Below are 19706 nucleotides of genomic sequence, written 5' to 3'. Positions count from 1 at the left end.
AACGTTTATGTATAATATTGACAGTTGCCTAATATAATATGAAAATAATGTTTTATCAACTAGTGTAGGAAAAGGTAATTTAAATTTAAGAACAAAAGAAAAACAATATGAGATACTTAAATCTATAAATACTATTCTTAAAGAAAGAGAATACTTAAAATCATGAATTCATTAAGAAATAAAGTACAGTTAATTGGAAATTTAGTAAATGACCCAGAAATTATTACATTAGAATCTGGAAAGAAATTAGCAAAGTTTTCACTCGCCACTAACGAAAGTTACAAAGATGCTTCAGGACAGAAAGTTGATAATGTATAATGGCATAATCTTGTAGCCTGGAATAAGACTGTTGATAGTATTATAATTTCAAATTAATTCTTAAATCAATTGAAGATGCTATTCCGTTAATATTGTTTCCTCCCCAAGAATAACCTAAACCAAAAGCAAATTCAAAATTTAATTTTTCAGATAAAGCTCTTCTCAGTCCATATTTAGGAATCAATCCAAAAGCTTTATTTATAGTAAGATTATTTCTATTAGTTGAAGATAATAAATCTGAAACATAGAAGATTTCTTTGCTAAAATAATTAGCAGAATTATTATTAGTATTCTTACCTTTTTCGTTACGTTTTTCAAAGTTGTAATTCATCGCTTGAAGATCTTTGCTGTAGTGCTTTTTTATTAGCTTTAACCTTATTTAAATGCCTTAAAACTTCAGTTTCAGCTGTCTTTTCGTTAACAATAGGTCTTAAGGAATAGAAGCCTTTAGAATAAAATTTATTCTCTAAAATAGCTGCTATTTCATATTCATCTTTTTCTTTAATATTTTGATAATAGTTTTGAAATGTAGATTTGTTTGGAAAATATAATCTTCCGTTTAAAACACTAATTTATTCGAGTTTTATAGTTTCTGAAACTGCTTGAGTTTCTTCTAATATTATACTATCTTCATTACAAGAGCTTAATAAAAGTAATAAAAAGAATATTGGTAATAAGATTTTCGTTTTCATGGTAATAAGTTTTTTACTTATTTTAAATTATTATATGATTCATTATTTTAAGTCATTCATAGCATTATGACTTGTTTTTTAATCATTAAACTTTCCGTTTGTGACACTAATTGTATCAGTATCATCGTTTTCATTATACAAAGTAAACTCAAAAGTCCCCATTACATTAATCTCCGAAATATTTGTAAAAGTTACAATCCCTGAACTATTTTTAGAAAGGTATTTTTTATTATCTATCATAGCAATAGCATGGTTAATAGAGTGAGTATCTGAAGATCCTGAAAAACCAAGACTTTCTTTTAAGGTGATTTTACCTATTTTCCGATCCGAAATAGAAAAGTAAACAAAATCAGAAGAGTTACTTGCTTTCAAGCTAATAAAGGTATCATAAACATAAATTGATAAGCCACTATTAAAAGGAGATGTGTCAATCAAGTTTGTACTTCCTTTTGGAGTAAATAATTGTCAATTAATATAACATCAAAAATTGTCACTTCCTGTTTCTGATATATCATTTGTTTCGCATGAGCTACTTGTTAATAGTAATATTAAACTGCTAAAAAATAATATTGTTTTTATTGTTTTCACAATATTTTGTTTTAATCAATTATAATCATTTTTGAAATTGTTTTTCCCTTAACATTAGCTCTTAAAATCATAACTGAACCTTTTGGGTTATTTTTAAGGTCTATAATGTTGTTTTCTACGATAATATTTTTTTTAATACCAATTGCATAAATCAGATATTTGCTGAATTTATTTTCAGTGAGAAGTTTTTGTCTGACTTTTCTAAAGTATTTTATCATTGATTTAGTTTGGTCAGAATTGTTGCTAACAGCTTATAAAACGAATCATCAGCTTGCATTGATTTTAATCAAGGTAGTTTATAATTTAATTAAAAATGTTCGTAAAAATGTAGTTTATTTTGCAAATGAGTTATTTCTTTTTTCAAAGAATCAACCTGGTTTAATAAGTTATAAATTACATCTACACCTTCTAAATTTATATTTAACTCATAGTGTAAACGAATCATTTTTTCTACTTCTGTAATGTGCGTTATTTTAATATAATCCTCATTATTTGTTTCAACAATCTCTATTAATTCGTATTCTTTTAGTGCAGCTATAAAACTTGCAGGAATAGTATAATGCTCACAAAATTGCGCTATAGATATTAAGTTTTGAGTTTTCATAATTAGCGTTGTTTTTGTAGTTCTTTAATTAATTCTATTTCCTTTTCGTTTAAATTAGTTGGTATTTTAAGTTGATAAGTTATATATAAATCACCAAACTGACCTTCTTTTTTATAGACAGGAAATCCTTTTCCTTTTAGTTTAACTTGGGTTCCGTTTACTGTTTCTGGTTTAATAGTTAATTTTACATTTCCATCAAAAGTAGCAACCACTAATTGTCCGCCTAACAAAGCGGTGTATAAATCTAAATCTATAGCTACGTGGAGGTTTTCTTTATCTCGTTTAAATCTTGAATTGTTAACAATTGAAAATTGAATATATAAATCGCCATTTGGCCCATTGTTTACACCTTTTCCTCCATGACCTTTTATTTTAATAATTTGACCGTTTTCAACTCCTGCAGGAATGGTAATTCTTATGCTTTTTCCATTAACAGTAATAACCTGTTTTTGGGTTGTGTAAACATCTTGTATATTTAGTTTTAATTCAGAATTGTAATCTTGACCTCTAAATTTTGAGTTTGTACTTCTTCCAGAGGATGACCCGCCAAACATACCTCCAAACATCTCAGAAAAATCTTCTTGAGAATAACCACCTTGAGCGCCTTTAGCTCTTTCTTGATATTCCTGTTGTCGTTGTTTTTCTTGCTGATAGGCTTCTCCATTTTGCCAATGTTCGCCATAGGTATCGTATTTTTTTCGGTTTTCAGGGTTGCTTAAAACCTCATTTGCTTCATTAATTTCTTTAAAGTTTTTTTCTGCATTTTTATCATTTGGGTTTACATCTGGATGATATTTTCGTGCTAATTTTCTGTACGCTTTTTTAATGTCAGCTTCAGACGCACTTTTGGTAATTTCTAATGTTTTATAATAATCTACAACTGCCATTTACTTTGTTGTTTTAAAGAATAATATTTTTTAATTATTTTTTTTGAAGCTAAACTAATTCTCGTAATTAAACTTAATTCAGATTTATTTATATCAGTATTTAGTTCTTTGTTATTAATTTAAGTACTAGACGGTTATTTTTTTATATGATTTAAAACTGAAACTCTTTTTTAAAACCCACACACATAAAATAATTAAAAACTGGTTTAGTTGATTCGTTGCATCCAAATAAAAATTAGCAGTAACAAAAGTTATTTTTTATTTAAACCTTGAACTTTGCCTTTACTACAGAAACATATGCAGCCGCAATAGTATAGATCAGTTTACTTGAGTTTGGTTATTGGTTTTTGTGAGGGTTTCATAGTAAACGAGTTATAATTTTTGATAAAAATAGCATACTTTAAGATGATAAATTATGATAAAAGTCAGTATTATCGTTAATCTTTGTCTAAATTTTAGTAATTTTAGTGGCTTATTTAATCGTTTAAATTGCTACAGAAATGCTAAATAAAGAGCAAGATATTTTTAATGTACTTTTTGAAGCTGTTTCGGAAGGCGTCGTTGTTGTTGATGATAAACAGAAAATAGTTTCTGTAAATTCATCTGTAGAAAAAATGTTTGGGTATCAAAAAGGAGAACTTATAAACCAGCAGCTTAATGTTTTAATACCTAGAAATTATCATGCTGGTCATGGAGCTCATTTTAATGGGTTTATGAAGCAAAAGGAAAAAAGACAAATGGGCAATGGTCGAGACTTGTATGGAGCCCGAAAAAATGGAGATATTTTTCCTTTAGAAGCAGGTTTAAATCCGTTTGAGATTTATGGTCAAACCTTTGTAATGGCACTTGTTATTGATATTTCTGTTAGAAAGCAACAAGAAAAAGAAATAATTAAACTAAATGAAGAATTAGAGAAAAAGGTTAAAGAAAGAACAAAAGAATTAAGTAAAACGGTTAAAGAGTTAAAGGTTGTAAATCTTGAGTTAGACCAAGAAAACCAAAAAAGGATTGAGGCAGAGAATAAAATTAAAGATGCTTTAAAAAAAGAAAAAGAATTGAACGAATTAAAGACAAAGTTTTTATCGTTAGTTTCTCATGAATTTAAAACACCTTTAAGTGGAATTTTAACTTCCACCATTTTATTAGGCAAATATAAATTAACAGAACAGCAAGAAAAAAGAGACAAGCATATAGACACGATTACCAATAAGGTTCATTATTTAAATAATATTTTAAATGATTTTTTATCCGTAGAAAAACTAGAAACTGGTAAAATAAACTATAAATTCCATACTTTTAAATTAAGTAAAGTGGTAGATGAAGTAATTTATAATGCAAATATGCTTCTAAAAGAGGGCCAAAGAATTAAATATCCTGATGATATTGGTGAAATTTCTTTAACACAAGACGAAAAAACAATTGAACTGTCATTGTCTAATTTAGTAAATAATGCTATAAAATATTCGCCAGAAAACACAGAAATTGACATCAATATAATACAAGATAAAAAACAAACTACTTTTAAAATTAAAGATTACGGAATTGGAATTCCTGAAGCAGACCAAAAAAATATATTTAACAGGTATTTTAGAGCAGAAAATGCTTTATTAACCCAAGGAACAGGTATTGGTTTAAATATTACTAAAAGTCACTTAAAAAATTTAGGAGGTACAATTACTTTTAAAAGTATAGAAAATATTGGGTCAACTTTTACAATGAAGATCATGAACAAAGCAAAATGAAAAAGATACTATTAATTGAAGATGATACGGTTTTAAGAGAAAATACTACAGAACTTTTAGAATTATCTAACTACCTAGTTATAAATGCGCCAAACGGTAAAGTAGGAGTAGAAGTAGCAAAAGAAATACTGCCAGACATTATTGTTTGTGATATTATGATGCCAGAACTAGATGGATATGGCGTTTTAGAAGCCTTAACAAAAAACGAAAGTACACAACACATCCCCTTTATTTTTTTATCAGCAAAAACAGAAAGAAAAGATGTTAGAAAAGGAATGGACTTGGGAGCCGACGATTATATTACAAAGCCTTTTAGTGAAGATGAACTTATTAGTGCTATAGAAAGTAGGTTGGCAAAAGCATCCATTTTAAAAGATATTAGAGAAAAAAATCAAAAAAAAGGGAAATTAAAAGAAACAGAAGAAGACACAGAAGAAATAAGAAGCCTTAATGATTTAAAAAATTATTTTGATGATTACGGAGAAACTTTTCAATACTCTAAAGAAGCGATTATATATAAAGAAGGCAACAACTCTAATTATATTTATTTAATAATTAGTGGTCTTATAAAGTGTCATAAATTAGACGAACAAGGTAAAGAGCTAACCACTGCTTTATATAAAGAAGATGACTTATTTGGATATACTTCTTTTACCCAAAATTTAGCGTATCAAGAATCTGCAACTGCAATAAAAAAAACAGTATTAGTAGGTTTATCTAAAAAAGCATTAACAAGTGTTTTAGACAAAAATCATAAAGTAACTTTAGAGTTAATAGAGTTGTTAACAGAAGATTTAGCAGGGGTAAAAAACCAATTATTACAAATGGCTTACAGTTCTGTGAGTAAAAAAACAGCAAATACAATTTTAAAATTTGCAGAAAAATTAAATCATAAACCAGAAAATCAAATAAAAATTTCTAGAAACGATTTAGCAAGTGTTGCAGGCATTGCAACCGAAACATTAATAAGAACAATGTCTAGTTTTAAAAAACTAGGTTTAATAGAAATTGAAGGCAGAACTATAAGAATTTTAGATTTAGAGAGGCTAAAAGAAATTTGCTAATTTTAGAGTAAACAATATATTACGAATGTAATATGACCAATATCATTTTTTAAAAAGCGTTTGTGCAATAAATTTGTCTTATACTAAGACGAATTTTAATGAAAAATATACTTTTACCAACAGATTTTTCTGACAATTCTTGGAACGCTATCGTTTATGCTTTAAATTTTTATAAAGATGCTAATTGTAATTTTTATCTATTGCATGTTAGTAAGTTAAGCACGGTTGTAACTAACGATTATCCTTATGTTCCTGCGCAAGGTATTATTGAAGATGTTTATATAAAACCTACTAAAAAACAATTAAGGGCTGTTCTTAAAAAAATCTCAGAAAATTTTCCCAAGAATAAAAAGCATAATTTTTATACGTTAACAGATTACAACTTTTTTATAGAATCTCTAAGAGAGCATTTAGAGGAAAAAAAAGTAGATGTTATTGTTATGGGAACAAAAGGTGCTTCTGGGTTAAGCAAGCTTATTATTGGCAGTAATACTGGTGATGTTATTACAAAAGTAAAATGTACAACGCTTGTTGTGCCAGAGAATGCAAAATTTATAAAGATAGAAGAGATTGCGTTTCCTACAGATTTTTCATTGTCTAACGATTTGCAAATATTACAGCCAATTGCAGAAATTTTAGAAGAAAATAATGCTTCATTAAGAGTGTTAAATATTAGTAAAAAATCTTTAGGATTAAATATAGATCAACAAAAAAACAAAGAATTGCTAGAAGATTATTTCTATAATCATAAGCATAGTTTTCATTTTTTAACAAATAAAAAAGTAGAAGATGCAATACAATGTTTTGTTGAAAGTAGAGATATAGATATGATTGCAATGGTAGCTAAAAACCTTAATTATTTTCAACAAATACTATTTCACACCAAAGTAGAGGAAATAAGTTACCATACAGACGTTCCTTTTTTAGTGCTGCATGAATAAAACAGTGTTATACAAATAGGTAGATTTAGTAGCGATATTACTAAAAGCTATTTAAAAGAAGATAGAGGTTTTAAGTTTAATTTATTTAGATATTCTAAAGAAAATCAAGAAACTAAGAAACTAGAAAAGCAAAAAAGAATAATAGACTTAGAATAGAAACTTAAGAAAGTGAAAAAAAGGTTAAAGTATTATAATTGAATCAATATTAAGAAGTTTTGAAATCTAAAGAGATAACAGAGACTAACGTTAAGTTAGTCTTTTTTTGTGATTTAGAGCGATTAATTTATTCTTTTTAATTAAATGATTTCTAAACCCTTTCAATTAAACCCGATTTTTTCATGTAAAAAACTCAAATCTTTTTTTGTAACTTACAACATCAATTTAAAAATCGATTTTATATGCCAAACTACACTTTACACATTAACGGAAAAGAGCGTTCTGTAACTGCAGATGCAGATACCCCTTTGTTGTGGGTTTTAAGAGATGAACTTAATTTAGTAGGTACAAAATTTGGTTGCGGAATTGCACAATGTGGCGCTTGTACTGTGTATATTGATGGCGTTGCAACTAGAAGCTGTCAAATGGAGGTTTCTTTTCTAGACGATGTAAAAATCACAACGATAGAAGGCTTATCCGAAGATGGTAAACATCCTGTTCAAGAGGCTTGGAAAGAGATTGATGTACCACAATGTGGTTATTGCCAAGCAGGACAAATTATGACAGCAACTGCATTTTTAAACGAAAATAAAAACCCTTCGGAAGACGAAATTAGAGCAGCAATGCATGGTAATATTTGCAGATGTGCTTCTTATAATAGAATTGAAAAAGCGGTGAAAGTTGCTGCAAAAAAAATGTCATAATAAAAAAATTCCTCTACGTTTTACAAGGAGGAAACCAAAAAATGTCTTTCCCATGATAATGGGAATCTAAAAACTACTCAAAAATGAAACCTCAAAAAACAGATAATTTTAGCAGAAGAAATTTCTTAAAAACTTCGCTTTTAGCAAGTGGTGGATTGTTAATTGGATTCAATTTACTTGCAGCCTGTAAACCAGGTGCACTAATGCCTGTTGATATTGAAAACTTAAATTTTAATGATTTTAACGCGTTTATTAAAATTTCTGATGATGGTTTTGTAACCACATTTTCTCCAAATCCAGAAATTGGTCAAGGTGTAAAAACATCCATGCCAATGATTATTGCAGAAGAATTAGAGGCAGATTGGAGCAAAGTAAATGTAGTGCAAGGCGCGTTAGATTCTAAAAATTTTACAAGGCAAGTAGCTGGCGGAAGTCAGTCTATACGTTCTAGTTGGGACGCATTTAGACAAACTGGTGCAACGGCTAAACAAATGTTGATTAATGCTGCTGCTATAAAATGGAATGTAGATGCTTCAACTTGTGTTGCATCAAAAGGAATTATTACAAACGCAAATGGTGATAAATTAGGTTACGGAGAAGTTGTAAAAGAAGCGGCTTTATTAGAAGTGCCTGAAAATGTAAAACTAAAAGAAATTAAAGACTTTACGATTATTGGTCAAGAAATTGTAAACGTAGATATTGATAAAATTATTACAGGAAAACCACTTTTTGGGTTGGATTATAAAGTTGCAGGAATGTTGCATGCATCTGTTTTGAGACCGCCAGCTTTTGGTCAAAAATTAGAAAGTTTTGACGATACAAAAGCCAAAGCTGTAAATGGAGTTTCCGAAGTGATTAAATTTGGAGATAAAATTGCGGTTTTAGCAACATCAACCTGGGCAGCGATGAAAGGTAAAAAAGCACTTTCTGCTACTTGGATAAAAGATTCTGATTTTGAATCTACAGAGAAACACAATGAAGTTTTAACTAAAATTTTAGACGGTACTAAGTTTGAAACAAGGCGAGAAGATGGTAATATAAGTCAAGCATTTGCTGCTGCAGATAAAGTAATTGAGAGAACGTATCATTCGCCATTTTTACCGCACAATTGTTTAGAACCTATGAATTTTTATGCGGATGTTACGGCAGAAAAAGTTCATTTAGTTGGGCCAATTCAAACTCCACAATGGACGGTTAGTAGAGTTGCAAAATTATTAGAGAGAAAAGAAGAGGACATTTTTTGCGAAATGACAAGAATGGGCGGTGGTTTTGGTAGAAGATTGTATGGGGATTTTGCCTTAGAAGCTGCAGAAATTTCTAGTTTAGCCAAAAAACCCATCAAAGTAATTTTCTCAAGAGAAGATGATATGACGGCAGGGACCTACAGACCATCTATAAAATACAGAATAAAAGCATCCATCAAAGATGGAAAAGTAACCGGATATTACTTAAAAGAAGCTGCAATTAACGGAAATATGTATGGTGCAATTCCTAACTTTTTTCCTGCGGGATGTATCCCAAATTTTAAAGTAGATACCGCAAATCATACTAGTAATATTACAACCGGAGCTTGGCGAGCACCTTACACTAATTTTTTAGCATTTGCAGAACAAACTTTCTTTGACGAATTAGCATCAGAATTAAATATTGACACGATTCAATTGCGTTTAGATTTATTACAAAATGTAAAAAATACTACGGATGAAAAAATAGAATATTCTGGACAAAGAATGGAAGACACTATTAAACTCGTTAGAGAAAAAGCAAATTGGGGTAAAACTGAAGAAGGCGTTTTTCAAGGTTTTTCTGCATATTACAGTCATAATACACACGTTGCAGAAATTGCAGATATTGTTTTACAAGATGGTTTTCCTGTAATTAAAAAAGTTACAGTTGCTGTAGATTGCGGCGTTGTGGTAAATCCGTCAGGAGCTAGAAACCAAGTTGAAGGTGGCGTTATAGACGGAATAGGGCATGCCATGTTTGCAGATTTTTCTTTTAACGAAGGAAAACCAGATGCTCAAAATTTTGATACGTATCGATTAATTAGAATGTTAGAAACACCAAAAGTTGAGGTGCATTTTATTGAAAATAACTTATCGCCAACAGGTTTAGGAGAACCAGGTTTACCACCTGCAGGAGGCGCAGTTGCAAATGCAATTAATGCAGCTTTAGGAAAAAGAATATACAGCCAGCCTTTTGCAAAAGAACTTGAAAAGAGTGGTATTTTAGGATAAAAAAATTGTTTTTTAAAACAAAAAAAATGCCGCACAATGCGGCATTTTTTGTTTAATTACAGTTGAATTTATTTTCCTCCAGATTCCATTTTTGCATCATTTACCATTTTATCATTTGGTACAATTGCAACATTTACTCTTCTGTTTTTTGCTCTTCCTTCTGCGGTAGCATTATCATATTTTGGTTGTGTTTCTCCATACCATAAAGTTTGGAATCTATTTTTAACCAAACCTTTAGACATTAAATAATCGGTAACAGATAAAGCTCTTTTTTCTGATAAAGTCATGTTATATTCATCTTTACCAGCACTATCTGTATGACCAACAACTAAAATATTTGTATCAGCAAATTCTGAAAACACAGCCGCAAGTTTGTTTAAAGTTTCTTGAGATTTTGTGTTAATATTAGATTTGTTTGTGTCAAAATAAACACCACTATTTTCATCAAAAGTAACTACAATTCCATCGTCTACTCTTTCTACTTTAGCTCCAGGAATTTCAGTTTCAATCTTTTTAGCTTGCTTGTCCATTTTGTTACCAATAAGCACACCTGCACCACCACCAACAACACCGCCAATTACAGCACCTAATTCTCCATTTCCTCCTTTGCCTATATTGTTACCTAAAATTGCGCCAATAAGTGCACCTCCAGCAGTACCAATTACGGCACCCTTTTGTTTATTATTTGCATTTTTTATTGCTTCACAGTTTGATAAACTTAACACTATTGTAAGTGCTAAAGTTGTCATTGTTATTTTATTGATTAAATTTTTCATGTTAATTATTGTTTTGTAAAGTTCATGTTAATAATAAATTGTGTTCCGTCTACATTTAAGTACTGTTTCCATTGCATTGTAGTTTCAGATAATTCTGTTAATTGCAATCTAAAGCCTTCTTTGTTTTCGTTGTTTTTTGGTTTTAGCAAAAAGTCGTAATAACCAGAAGTTGCATCAATTTCTTGAACTACAAATATAAAATCTCTTTCTCCAGACACACAATCTGTGCTGTTTATAGCATACGTTCCCGAGTTGTTATTAGGTACAAACTTCCATGAACTACCTTCAAAACACTCTTTTGGAGCGTCTTTAAACATGGTCACTTTATAATCACCAGTTTTACTATAAACAATTTTATTTAAGGTCCAATTTCCTTTAATAATTTTTTCTTTTGTTCTTACATTTTTTGTTGCACCACAAGAGAACAATATCAACGAGAGTGCTACTACTAATAAATTTTTCATAATTTCTATTTTTGTTAGACTGCAAAGAAACAAACAAATAACTCACAAATTTTGTTAAATTAAATAAATTTATTATTTTTTTTATGAAATAATTGGCTGTGTATTTCTAGATTTTCTCTCAGTATTATGGTAATTTTTTTTCTGTGCAAGACTTTTGTAAAGCGATTAAAAATAAATTTCTTGCGCTACTCTAAACGTATTTGCATGTGCATCTACAATAATATTTACATCTTTAGAATACCCACCACCCATAGAGCACATCACAGGAATTTTGTAATCAAAACAAGTTTGTAATACAAATCGATTACGTTCTTTACAACCTTCTATAGTTAAGGCAAGTTTGCCTAGTTTATCGGTTTCAATAACATCAACTCCACATAAATAATAAATAAAAGCTGGCTTTTCTTGGTTGATGAGTTTTGGTAAGTCTTAGCATTTTGTTCTATCAATTTTGACGCGCAAAAGAATTTTTTATATATCCTAATCTTTAATTATCTAACATTGATAATTGTATTCTGGAGATGTATCATCGATATATTGTAAAATTTGGGCGTTGCTAAACCACTCAGCAGCTTGTCCTTCGGTTGGCGCGTTGTAAGTTAAATTACCATAATTAGACTCTTCATTTATATTATCGTCGCCATTACCAGTATCAGTAACAATAAATTAATCCATGAGGCAACGACAGGATATTCCTATATGCTTAGCATAAGATTCTATTTCTACACTACCAAATCTATAATTAAGGTTATACGTCTTGAGACCAAGATAACTAAATTACGTAGAACTCCACCAGGTTCCGTTGATGCCAATGCCGTTAGAACTACCATTGGTAACACGAGCACCGCCTGGAAGACCTGAAAATCCGCTACTATTGGTAGCATCCATGTTAGGTGAATCCCAACCTGTGGTAGTTTTCATTTTACCCCCAGCTATGCTTTCACCACCTAAATAATCAATCAATACGGTCCATTCGTCTTCTGTAGGTATATGCCAACCAGGAGGACAAAGACTACCTGTCTCAACAGCATACCCATTATATAATTTACCATAGATGGCATTATTTGCTGGATTATCGTTATGGTAGCTCCAAGCAGGCTGTTGGGTATCATAATCTACGTTCCAACCTTGATCACCTATTACATGGGGAATATTGTCACTATAGCGCAAGTTTTCTGCAAACCAGATTTGGCTGCCAATTGTTACAGTTTCGTATGTTTGTCCATCTCGGGTGTCTGTAATGGTTGATAATACACTTCCACAGGCACCTTGGCAATCAGAAAGGCTACTATATATTCCATTACTACCAACGTTCATGCAATCACCGTCAATGCAATTAAATGATTCATAGCTGTTTGTGTTAACAGAGTCATTGAGTTCATCATCTTCTTTACACCCTCCTAGAAAGATTAAGATGAGAAAAGTTAAAATTTTTAAATTATTTTTCATGTCTTTTAATTTTTAAAATTAGTTGGGGTGACTATTATTTAGTGGTTACTGAAACAGTTGATAGAATTTCATTTTCGTTCTTTTTGTAGTGACTGTATGTTTTCCCTTTGTAGTACCAAGTAGATGATATCTCTTCTCTTTTATAGTTGGTAAATGAATAGTTTGCTGTATTTGTTCGGGTATTTATCACGAAAGTATTTGTTCTAGGTGTACTCGAAGTCTTGTCAGATTCGCTAAAATCAGAAATAGTAATTTGGTATTGATTGGGAGCAATTTCTTTCCAAGAAGATTTTTGTTTAAAACTGTTAATCGTAATTGACTTATCCATTACCTTTAAAATAAAACATGAAATAATTTATAATTTCAGGTTTTGAAATTATCGAGAAACGGAAGAGTATTAGTTATATTTTCTAAAAGATCCCCGTTAGTGTCCCTGTAATTGTTACTCTTTGTCGAGGAAGAAACGTAAGGTTATTTTCAAAAACCACATTGTTGAAAAATATGTTGGTTTCATTTCCGGTTGTAGAAATCGTGATTGTTCCATTTATTGCTGTCATTCTAATTCCAACACTATTATCAAATTGAAAATCTCTATGAACGGTCAATTCATTGTTACTTAGATTGTATTCTTGATTTTGCAATATTCCATTTTCATTTTTTATCCTGAAAAAACTAAGTTGTGCTAATTTCCCATTAAAAGGGCCAGCTATAATGGTACTTCCTTGACTAACTTTACTAAAAAAACCAGGATGAATATGTAGTTCTTCATCTGCAGCACTTTCACCCTCTGTACTTGTGATTTCTAAAGTATTGTTTGAAATTTTTTTCGATATACCATCAGGTAAGCATGGTATGCCTAGACCAGTCCCTGTGGGCTTAACTATTTGTATAAAATGGGTTATTCCGGCTTTGTCAACTTCAACGCTTTGTGTCTGTTCATATCCATCGTCAAATTGAACATTGACGCTATATGTGTTACCTTTCGGCACGAAAAATGATGCACTATTACAACTAGAATATTGAATGTCTCGTCCAGATTGTAATGTAAAACTTGAATTCCCTCATGTAAAGTTATCTTGCGCGTTTTCAAAATCTTCATAAACTTCAGCTTGGATTAAAAGATTTGCAAGACCCTCATTTTCTGACATATATATAGGGCCTCCCACTCCTTCTAAACTACTGCCATTCACAGTAATTGCTGCTCTACAGTTATCCAATATATTAACCACAATACGGGATTTGGTTAAATCTTCTTCGTTTGCGCTCTCCCTAACGTACCCTTTGAAAAAACTTTGGTTATTACTGTCTAGAATTTCTAACTGTCCGTTGTCAATCTCGCCCAATAATCCATTGAAATTAGAATAATTTCCGCTTGTATTTGAAATTGAAAAAGTAATTATAAACTGATCTTCATTTATAATTATCTTTTCTGCTTGTCCAGATATGAATCCATCAACAAATTGAATCTTTAGCTCATTATCTGTAATTGTAAACAGCGCTTTTTCTTGGTTAAAATCTTCGTCATAATACTCAAATAAACCGTTAATATTATCAATCGAAGTATCGGTTGTTGAACCTTGATCATTATCTAAAATATCATTATCCTCTTTGGAACACCCTGAGAGAAAAATCAAAATGAGAAACGTTAAAATTTTTAATATATTTTTCATGTCTTTTAATTTTTAAAATTAGTTGGGGTGACTATTATTTAGTGGTTACTGATGCAGTGGATAGAATTTCATTTTCGTTCTTTTTGTAGTGACTGTATGTTTTCCCTTTGTAGTACCAAGTAGATGATATCTCTTCTCCTTTATAGTTGGTAAATGAATAGGTTGCTGTATTTGTTCGGGTATTTATCAAGAAAGTATTTGTTCTAGGTGTACTCCAAGTCTTGTCAGATTCGCTAAAATCAGAAATAGTAATTTGGTATTGATTGGGAGCAGTTTTTTTCCAAGAAGATTTTTGTTTAAAACTTGAAGATTGGCTTGTTTTGAAATTGCCCCTATTAAAAAAGGCAAAAACTGGGTAGCTGGTTTGGTCATAATACTCATTGTAATCTTTGGCGACCCAATAGCCTACTACATCTTCTTGTTTTACTCCAATACTGTCCTTATATATGGCTGTTACGAGCTTTAATTCTCCACATAACTTGTTTGAAGTCTCGTTATATTTATCTACAACTTCTCTAATTTCATCCTCAATAAGCAGCGCTTCCTGTTGTCCTCTACTTAGAGTTTGACTACCAACACTATAAGAATCCTGTTTTGCATCACACACGAGTTTAAAATACTTGCTGCAAAGAGAAGCTGGTGTTGCTACGTCCCAAGATTCTGCACCATCCGCTAATTTTCTATATTTAGAAACTTTTGCTTGTTCTTCAGGGCATTGTGCGTAACCAGTAGAATTGATACCTATGAATACTAAAATAAGTAAAGGAAATAAACATTGTGTTTTGGTTTTCATGATAGATTTATTAGAATATTAAAAAAAATCAAAGTTGTTATCTAGGTCAATAGCGTCTTTGTAAGAAAAAAGTAATGACTTTTAAGTAGAGCACAGGCTTCATAAATAACTCGTTGAATAATTTGCTTTTTTTATTGTAGGTCAAAAATTAGGCAACCGCCAGATGTTATTTGGAAATTTCCACTCCAAGTGGTCGAGTTGCATTTAGCAGTAAAACTATGATTACCAACAGGTAAGCTAAACACTTCTCCTTGGGTACAGTCGCTGATCCCATCTGGATAGTAATATTGCAAGTATTGGGTTATACTTCCAACGGTAATACTAATTGAGCTACAACCATTATCTTTTCTGGTATAAAATGCTATTTCACCATTATCGGTTGTGGATCCGCCACCTCCATCACAAGGAAATTCATTAGAAAGGCTATACGTAGATGGATTATGAGTCTGTTGAGCTGCTGCATCCCATGGAGCTAAAATTAAACTATTTCCATTTTTTTGAATCCTAAATTCTACTTCATCGCCGGCATTGAACAAAGTAAAAAAAGCAATGTTAGTATTTTCCCATCTTAAGCTTGAATAGGTTCCCGGAACAGGATTGCCATTGCTGCAAAATTTTGGAGTTTCAGATGTTAAATCTATATAAACCTCTTCTCCACTTTTTTTCCAATAGTTGTCTGCCCAACTGGTTGAAGTGTTATTATCATTACTATCAATTATGCCAGAGTCATCTTCCTCACTTTCACAAGAGAAAAGAAAAATTGACATAATAAATAGCAGTAAATAAGGTAGTTTTTTAAGTTTCATAATTTATAGTTTAATGTTAGTATTAGTAGCACTCTTTATTAAAGAATAAGGGTTACGGCGATAGAAAGAAGAGTATCGATGGCACTCTATTGAGGTCTAAAAACTTCTCCATTTATGGTTAATCCTGGATAGTCACTAGACGTTCCAAAATCCCAAGCACTAGACCAATTTGAAAACAGTCCTGTTGCACTAGTAGGATTTTGTAAATTTGAAGTTGATACCCCAACATCATTACCACTATTAACTATCGTGTCGCTAGTTTCTGTATTGTAATAACTTTTTATTTTTACTGCAGGAATACCTCGCCATTTTCCAACAAAAACAGACTCACTATATAGATTATTCAAATTCATTCCTATTGAATAACAATTAGTAATACTATTATCTGGTAGATAAGTACTATCAGTCCCTTCCATATAACCCGCAATAGTTCCAGTTTCACTTTCGCTAAGATTAGTCGCTAATCCGTTTACATCGCCTGAAGTATAAGAGTTTAGTATTGAAGATTGGTCGCTAACCTCACCGGCAATCCCACCGGCAACTTTACCTGTCACGTTTCCAGAAGAAAAACTATTCGATATTGTTGTTGTGGTACTATAATTATTGGTATGTCCAGAAGTACTTAACAGTAATGCAACAATACCTCCTGCAAGATGAAATTGTCTTTGTCCGTCTGAAGTTGAGGTTACGTCTCCCGTTGTATAACAATTAATTACATCTCCAGTACATAGTCCAACCAGTCCACCTGCCCTACCAGATGAAATAACATCACATGTCGTATAGCAGTTTTCAATTACGGATTTACCATTCATATCAGTAGAAATACTTCCAACAAGACCTCCAGCACCTCTCACAATTCCACCGTCTACATAGCAATTTGAAATTCTAATACTATACTCAGTACCTGCAGATAAAGCCCCACCATATGTCACATCAACATTTAATAAGCCAATATTTTTAAATGTAGTATATCGTCCAGTTATAGAAAATAATCCTTCGCCAAATAAGTTTGCTATGGTAAAGGAATTTCCATTAAATTCAGATGTAAAGAGAACATAAGCCCCACGCACTGTCGAACCCATTGCTTTCCACCCTTCACCACTAGTATAGTTAGTGTTAACTACTCCGCTCATATAGCTATTAGGATCCTTAAAGTCTAAATTTCTTTTTAATTCAAAGCCTTGGTAATTACCAGTTGTTGTAGTGTTATTGGGGTCATTAATGGTTGGAAATGCTTCCAAAAACAGCTCTCGATTGTTTGGGTCGTCTGTAATGCCATCTGCATTAAGGTCATACCTGATAGCGTTAAGCTGTTCTATGAAGTAAATTTCAATGAGTTTGTCGCCATCAGAGTCAATTTCGATGACCTCGGGTAAATCATTATTAGTCACTTCTTGAGATGTTTCATCCTCACTTTCACAAGAGAAAAGAAAAATTGACATAATAAATAGCAGTAAATAAGGTAGTTTTTTAAGTTTCATAATTTATAGTTTAATGTTAGTATTAGTAGCACTCTTTATTAAATCTCATCCATGTATCTCTTTCTTCGTCAATTTCATCATACGTTTCCCCCCCAATGTTTTGTGGTACCGGTAAAACAATAATCTAGATCTATATTGTAATTGATATGTATCTTGTTTTACCAACGGGTTGCGTATTTAGAGCCTTCAACTGTTCTTTCATCGAATATTTTAAAGTCCTCTTTAAAGGTGTGTTTTATGATTTGATTAAAATAGGCTACTTTGTCTCCTTCTATACAAATGTTAGTGTATGAATCTGAAATATAAATAGCATACGTGTATTCAGTTAATTTATCTTGTGCATTTGATGCAAAAGCCATGGCTATAAGAACTATGGTAATAAGATTTTTCATAAGTATTTGTTTTTAGAACTTATTTCTACAAGCTTCTTCTTCTTCTTCTTCTTCTTCTTCTCGTTTTAGTCACGTAGGCTATATGTTTGAATACTTTTAAATTCTTTTTTTTAACGCCAAATAACACATTTGAATATAAAATGAATCAAAACATATATTACAACGGCCATCATTTGCATAACCAAATCCTTCTATTTCTCTGGTAAATTACTTGGTACTTTAAGAATGTACTGTTAACGAAAACAAAAAGAGAAAAAATAAATAGCACACAAGTACAATTTTAAGCAACAAATTTAATAGCTGTAAGGCAATAATAAAATACCTATAGATAGGTATTTTATTTAAATCTAAATCTTGTGGTTTTTTCTTAAAACTCAAATAGGTAAACAATAAGCATTATAACTTTAACATCAAAAAAAGCTGAACTAACTGAGCATTAAGTCATTGATTTTAACGAACCAATTGCAAGTAAAAATATTTTTGATGTAATGAATAATGATTTTGGTTGGAAAAAAATGCCTTTTTTGTTTTTCAATGAAAATAGTACGTTTATGATCGATATAGCATTGCTAAAAAATTTCTCTACGTATTTTGTTGGGTTAACCTCGAATACATTTGAAAGTATCTCGGCAAAAACCCGCATAAAAAAGTTTGTTTTTAGATGTATCAGTGTAGTTGTAATAAAGATTTATCAAGGAAGAAGTTGGCTTTTAAAACGTTATACTAAAGAATCTTGTGAAGTGCTTTTATTTTTAAAAAAAACACTCTCTTTCGTTAAGAAAACCGCAAAGTTAAACTTCTTACAATTATTTTAAAAAAAACAAGATACTCTTTATTAATTGTTTATAACCTGTGTGTTTAATTTTTTAAAATCAATGAAGTTATCAAGCACAAATAAGTAAAAAGAAGAATCCAAAAACGGTTAAACAGCTAAATATTGTTTTGTGACTAAAATCTATCTTAAAATAAACTTAAAATTGGGTATTCGAGTGAAATTTTAGAGATGTGAATTTAACTTGCTGATTTAATGTTAACTAAAAATAAATTTCTTGCGCTACTCTAAATGTATTTGCATGTGCATCTACAATAATATTTACATCTTTAGAATATCCACCACCCATAGAGCACATCACAGGTATTTTATAATCAAAACAAGTTTGTAAAACGAAACGATCACGTTCTTTACAACCTTCTATAGTTAAAGCAAGTTTTCCTAATTTATCAGTTTCAATAACATCAACTCCACATAAATAATAAATAAAATCTGGCTTTTCTTGGTTGATGAGTTTTGGTAAGGTTTTTTTCAAGATTGATAAATATTCAGCGTCCTTGGTATCATTCTCTAGTGCAATATCTAGATCTGATTGTTCTTTTACAAACGGATAATTGCTTTTTCCGTGCATCGAGAAGGTAAAAACAGAAGCGTCATTTCTAAAAATTTCTGCAGTTCCGTTTCCTTGATGTACATCTAAATCTACAATCAGAATTTTATGAACTAAACCTTTATTTTGTAAATATTTTGCACCAATAGCTTGGTCGTTTAACATACAAAAAGCTTCGCCACGATTAGAAAATGCGTGATGCGTACCGCCAGCAATATTCATTGCAATTCCATTTTTTAGCGCAAATTCAGACGCTTTCATTGTGCCATCTGCAATAATCATTTCTCTTTCTACTAAAACTTCGGATAAAGGAAAACCAATTTTTCTAGCTGCTTTTTGTGATAAAGTAATGTTTAGTAAATCAAAAAAATAATCAGAATCATGAACCGTAAAAAAGTGTTTGTTGTTGGGTATTTCTGGTTCAAAGAAATTTTCTTCTACACAAGTGCCTTCGTAGAGTAGTTGTTGCGGTAAAAGGTCATATTTTTCCATAGGAAAACGATGACCTTCTGTCAACTCGTGTTTATAAATAGGATGGTATGCTATTTTAAGCATTCAGT

At 30.9% G+C, this 19706-nt stretch carries 22 protein-coding genes and 2 pseudogenes; 7 read left to right on the top strand and 17 right to left on the bottom strand.

Annotation, left to right across the window (positions count from 1 at the left end; genetic code table 11):
* Window positions 1-162: 162 nt before the first annotated feature.
* Window positions 163-315: pseudogene (locus BTO16_RS12365) on the top strand (single-stranded DNA-binding protein); the annotation flags it as partial.
* 43 nt (window positions 316-358) lie between these two features.
* On the opposite strand, the gene BTO16_RS12360 reads toward BTO16_RS12365, so the two are convergent.
* The 5 genes from BTO16_RS12360 to BTO16_RS12340 all read right to left on the bottom strand — a co-directional run bounded on the left by BTO16_RS12360 (window position 359) and on the right by BTO16_RS12340 (window position 3089).
* Window positions 359-649 (bottom strand): hypothetical protein, encoded by a 291-nt coding sequence (locus BTO16_RS12360; RefSeq protein ID WP_105021984.1) that lies wholly within the window; start codon window positions 647-649, stop codon window positions 359-361.
* A 439-nt stretch (window positions 650-1088) separates the two neighbouring features.
* Complete coding sequence (locus BTO16_RS12355) at window positions 1089-1445, bottom strand: hypothetical protein (protein ID WP_105021983.1); 357 nt, start codon at window positions 1443-1445, stop codon at window positions 1089-1091.
* Window positions 1446-1609: 164 nt separating this feature from the next.
* Window positions 1610-1816, bottom strand: a complete 207-nt coding sequence (locus tag BTO16_RS12350; protein ID WP_105021982.1) for a hypothetical protein — start codon at window positions 1814-1816, stop codon at window positions 1610-1612.
* Between the two features lie 89 nt (window positions 1817-1905).
* Window positions 1906-2202 carry a chaperone modulator CbpM gene (locus BTO16_RS12345; protein WP_105021981.1) on the bottom strand — a complete coding sequence of 99 codons (297 nt, stop codon included), beginning with the start codon at window positions 2200-2202 and terminating at the stop codon, window positions 1906-1908.
* 2 nt (window positions 2203-2204) lie between these two features.
* Window positions 2205-3089: a DnaJ C-terminal domain-containing protein gene (locus BTO16_RS12340; RefSeq protein ID WP_105021980.1), complete on the bottom strand. Its 885-nt coding sequence runs from the start codon at window positions 3087-3089 to the stop codon at window positions 2205-2207.
* Window positions 3090-3589: 500 nt separating this feature from the next.
* Here BTO16_RS12340 and BTO16_RS12335 point away from each other — a divergent pair, with 500 nt between their 5' ends.
* The 5 genes from BTO16_RS12335 (at window position 3590) to BTO16_RS12315 (ending at window position 9933) form a co-directional block, all read left to right on the top strand.
* Window positions 3590-4831 (top strand): PAS domain-containing sensor histidine kinase, encoded by a 1242-nt coding sequence (locus BTO16_RS12335; protein WP_105021979.1) that lies wholly within the window; start codon window positions 3590-3592, stop codon window positions 4829-4831.
* Window positions 4828-5895, top strand: coding sequence for a response regulator (locus tag BTO16_RS12330; RefSeq protein ID WP_105021978.1), 1068 nt, complete (start codon window positions 4828-4830; stop codon window positions 5893-5895). The genes BTO16_RS12335 and BTO16_RS12330 overlap by 4 nt, the downstream gene beginning before the upstream one ends.
* A gap of 98 nt (window positions 5896-5993) precedes the next feature.
* On the top strand, window positions 5994-6836 hold the full coding sequence (locus tag BTO16_RS12325; RefSeq protein ID WP_105021977.1) for a universal stress protein: 843 nt from the start codon (window positions 5994-5996) through the stop codon (window positions 6834-6836).
* A 398-nt stretch (window positions 6837-7234) separates the two neighbouring features.
* On the top strand, window positions 7235-7696 hold the full coding sequence (locus tag BTO16_RS12320; RefSeq protein ID WP_105021976.1) for a (2Fe-2S)-binding protein: 462 nt from the start codon (window positions 7235-7237) through the stop codon (window positions 7694-7696).
* An 83-nt stretch (window positions 7697-7779) separates the two neighbouring features.
* Window positions 7780-9933, top strand: coding sequence for a xanthine dehydrogenase family protein molybdopterin-binding subunit (locus BTO16_RS12315; protein ID WP_105021975.1), 2154 nt, complete (start codon window positions 7780-7782; stop codon window positions 9931-9933).
* 68 nt (window positions 9934-10001) lie between these two features.
* Here BTO16_RS12315 and BTO16_RS12310 read toward each other — a convergent pair whose 3' ends face one another.
* The 11 genes and pseudogenes from BTO16_RS12310 to BTO16_RS12260 form a co-directional block, all read right to left on the bottom strand.
* A complete protein-coding gene (locus tag BTO16_RS12310; protein ID WP_105021974.1) occupies window positions 10002-10709 on the bottom strand; it encodes an OmpA family protein in 708 nt (235 codons plus the stop codon).
* A 5-nt stretch (window positions 10710-10714) separates the two neighbouring features.
* Window positions 10715-11173: a lipocalin family protein gene (locus tag BTO16_RS12305; RefSeq protein ID WP_105021973.1), complete on the bottom strand. Its 459-nt coding sequence runs from the start codon at window positions 11171-11173 to the stop codon at window positions 10715-10717.
* A 165-nt stretch (window positions 11174-11338) separates the two neighbouring features.
* Window positions 11339-11599 (bottom strand): annotated as a pseudogene (locus BTO16_RS12300) (histone deacetylase); the annotation flags it as partial.
* A gap of 351 nt (window positions 11600-11950) precedes the next feature.
* Complete coding sequence (locus BTO16_RS12295) at window positions 11951-12490, bottom strand: FISUMP domain-containing protein (protein ID WP_170064468.1); 540 nt, start codon at window positions 12488-12490, stop codon at window positions 11951-11953.
* Between the two features lie 166 nt (window positions 12491-12656).
* Complete coding sequence (locus tag BTO16_RS12290) at window positions 12657-12950, bottom strand: hypothetical protein (RefSeq protein WP_105021971.1); 294 nt, start codon at window positions 12948-12950, stop codon at window positions 12657-12659.
* Window positions 12951-13032: 82 nt separating this feature from the next.
* The gene (locus BTO16_RS12285) at window positions 13033-13611 is read right to left on the bottom strand and encodes a hypothetical protein (RefSeq protein ID WP_105021970.1); all 579 of its coding nucleotides are present in this window, start codon (window positions 13609-13611) and stop codon (window positions 13033-13035) included.
* Window positions 13612-13683: 72 nt separating this feature from the next.
* The gene (locus BTO16_RS12280; protein WP_105021969.1) at window positions 13684-14292 is read right to left on the bottom strand and encodes a hypothetical protein; all 609 of its coding nucleotides are present in this window, start codon (window positions 14290-14292) and stop codon (window positions 13684-13686) included.
* A 34-nt stretch (window positions 14293-14326) separates the two neighbouring features.
* A complete protein-coding gene (locus tag BTO16_RS12275) occupies window positions 14327-15085 on the bottom strand; it encodes a hypothetical protein (protein WP_105021968.1) in 759 nt (252 codons plus the stop codon).
* 131 nt (window positions 15086-15216) lie between these two features.
* Window positions 15217-15891 carry a hypothetical protein gene (locus BTO16_RS12270; RefSeq protein ID WP_146105403.1) on the bottom strand — a complete coding sequence of 225 codons (675 nt, stop codon included), beginning with the start codon at window positions 15889-15891 and terminating at the stop codon, window positions 15217-15219.
* Between the two features lie 86 nt (window positions 15892-15977).
* Window positions 15978-17372, bottom strand: coding sequence for a hypothetical protein (locus BTO16_RS12265; RefSeq protein ID WP_170064467.1), 1395 nt, complete (start codon window positions 17370-17372; stop codon window positions 15978-15980).
* A gap of 158 nt (window positions 17373-17530) precedes the next feature.
* Window positions 17531-17764, bottom strand: a complete 234-nt coding sequence (locus BTO16_RS12260; RefSeq protein ID WP_105021965.1) for a hypothetical protein — start codon at window positions 17762-17764, stop codon at window positions 17531-17533.
* A 488-nt stretch (window positions 17765-18252) separates the two neighbouring features.
* On the opposite strand from BTO16_RS12260, the gene BTO16_RS12255 reads away from it, so the two are divergent.
* Entirely contained in the window at window positions 18253-18579 is a 327-nt protein-coding gene (locus tag BTO16_RS12255) for a hypothetical protein (protein WP_105021964.1), read from the top strand.
* Between the two features lie 219 nt (window positions 18580-18798).
* Here the strand turns inward: BTO16_RS12255 and BTO16_RS12250 are convergent, their stop codons facing one another.
* Entirely contained in the window at window positions 18799-19701 is a 903-nt protein-coding gene (locus BTO16_RS12250) for a histone deacetylase family protein (RefSeq protein WP_105021963.1), read from the bottom strand.
* Window positions 19702-19706 lie beyond the last annotated feature (5 nt).

This window comes from Polaribacter glomeratus, assembly GCF_002954665.1.
GTDB lineage: Bacteria > Bacteroidota > Bacteroidia > Flavobacteriales > Flavobacteriaceae > Polaribacter > Polaribacter glomeratus.
The sequence above is the reverse complement of the archived record's forward strand: the minus strand, read 5'-3'. Positions and strand labels throughout refer to the sequence as shown.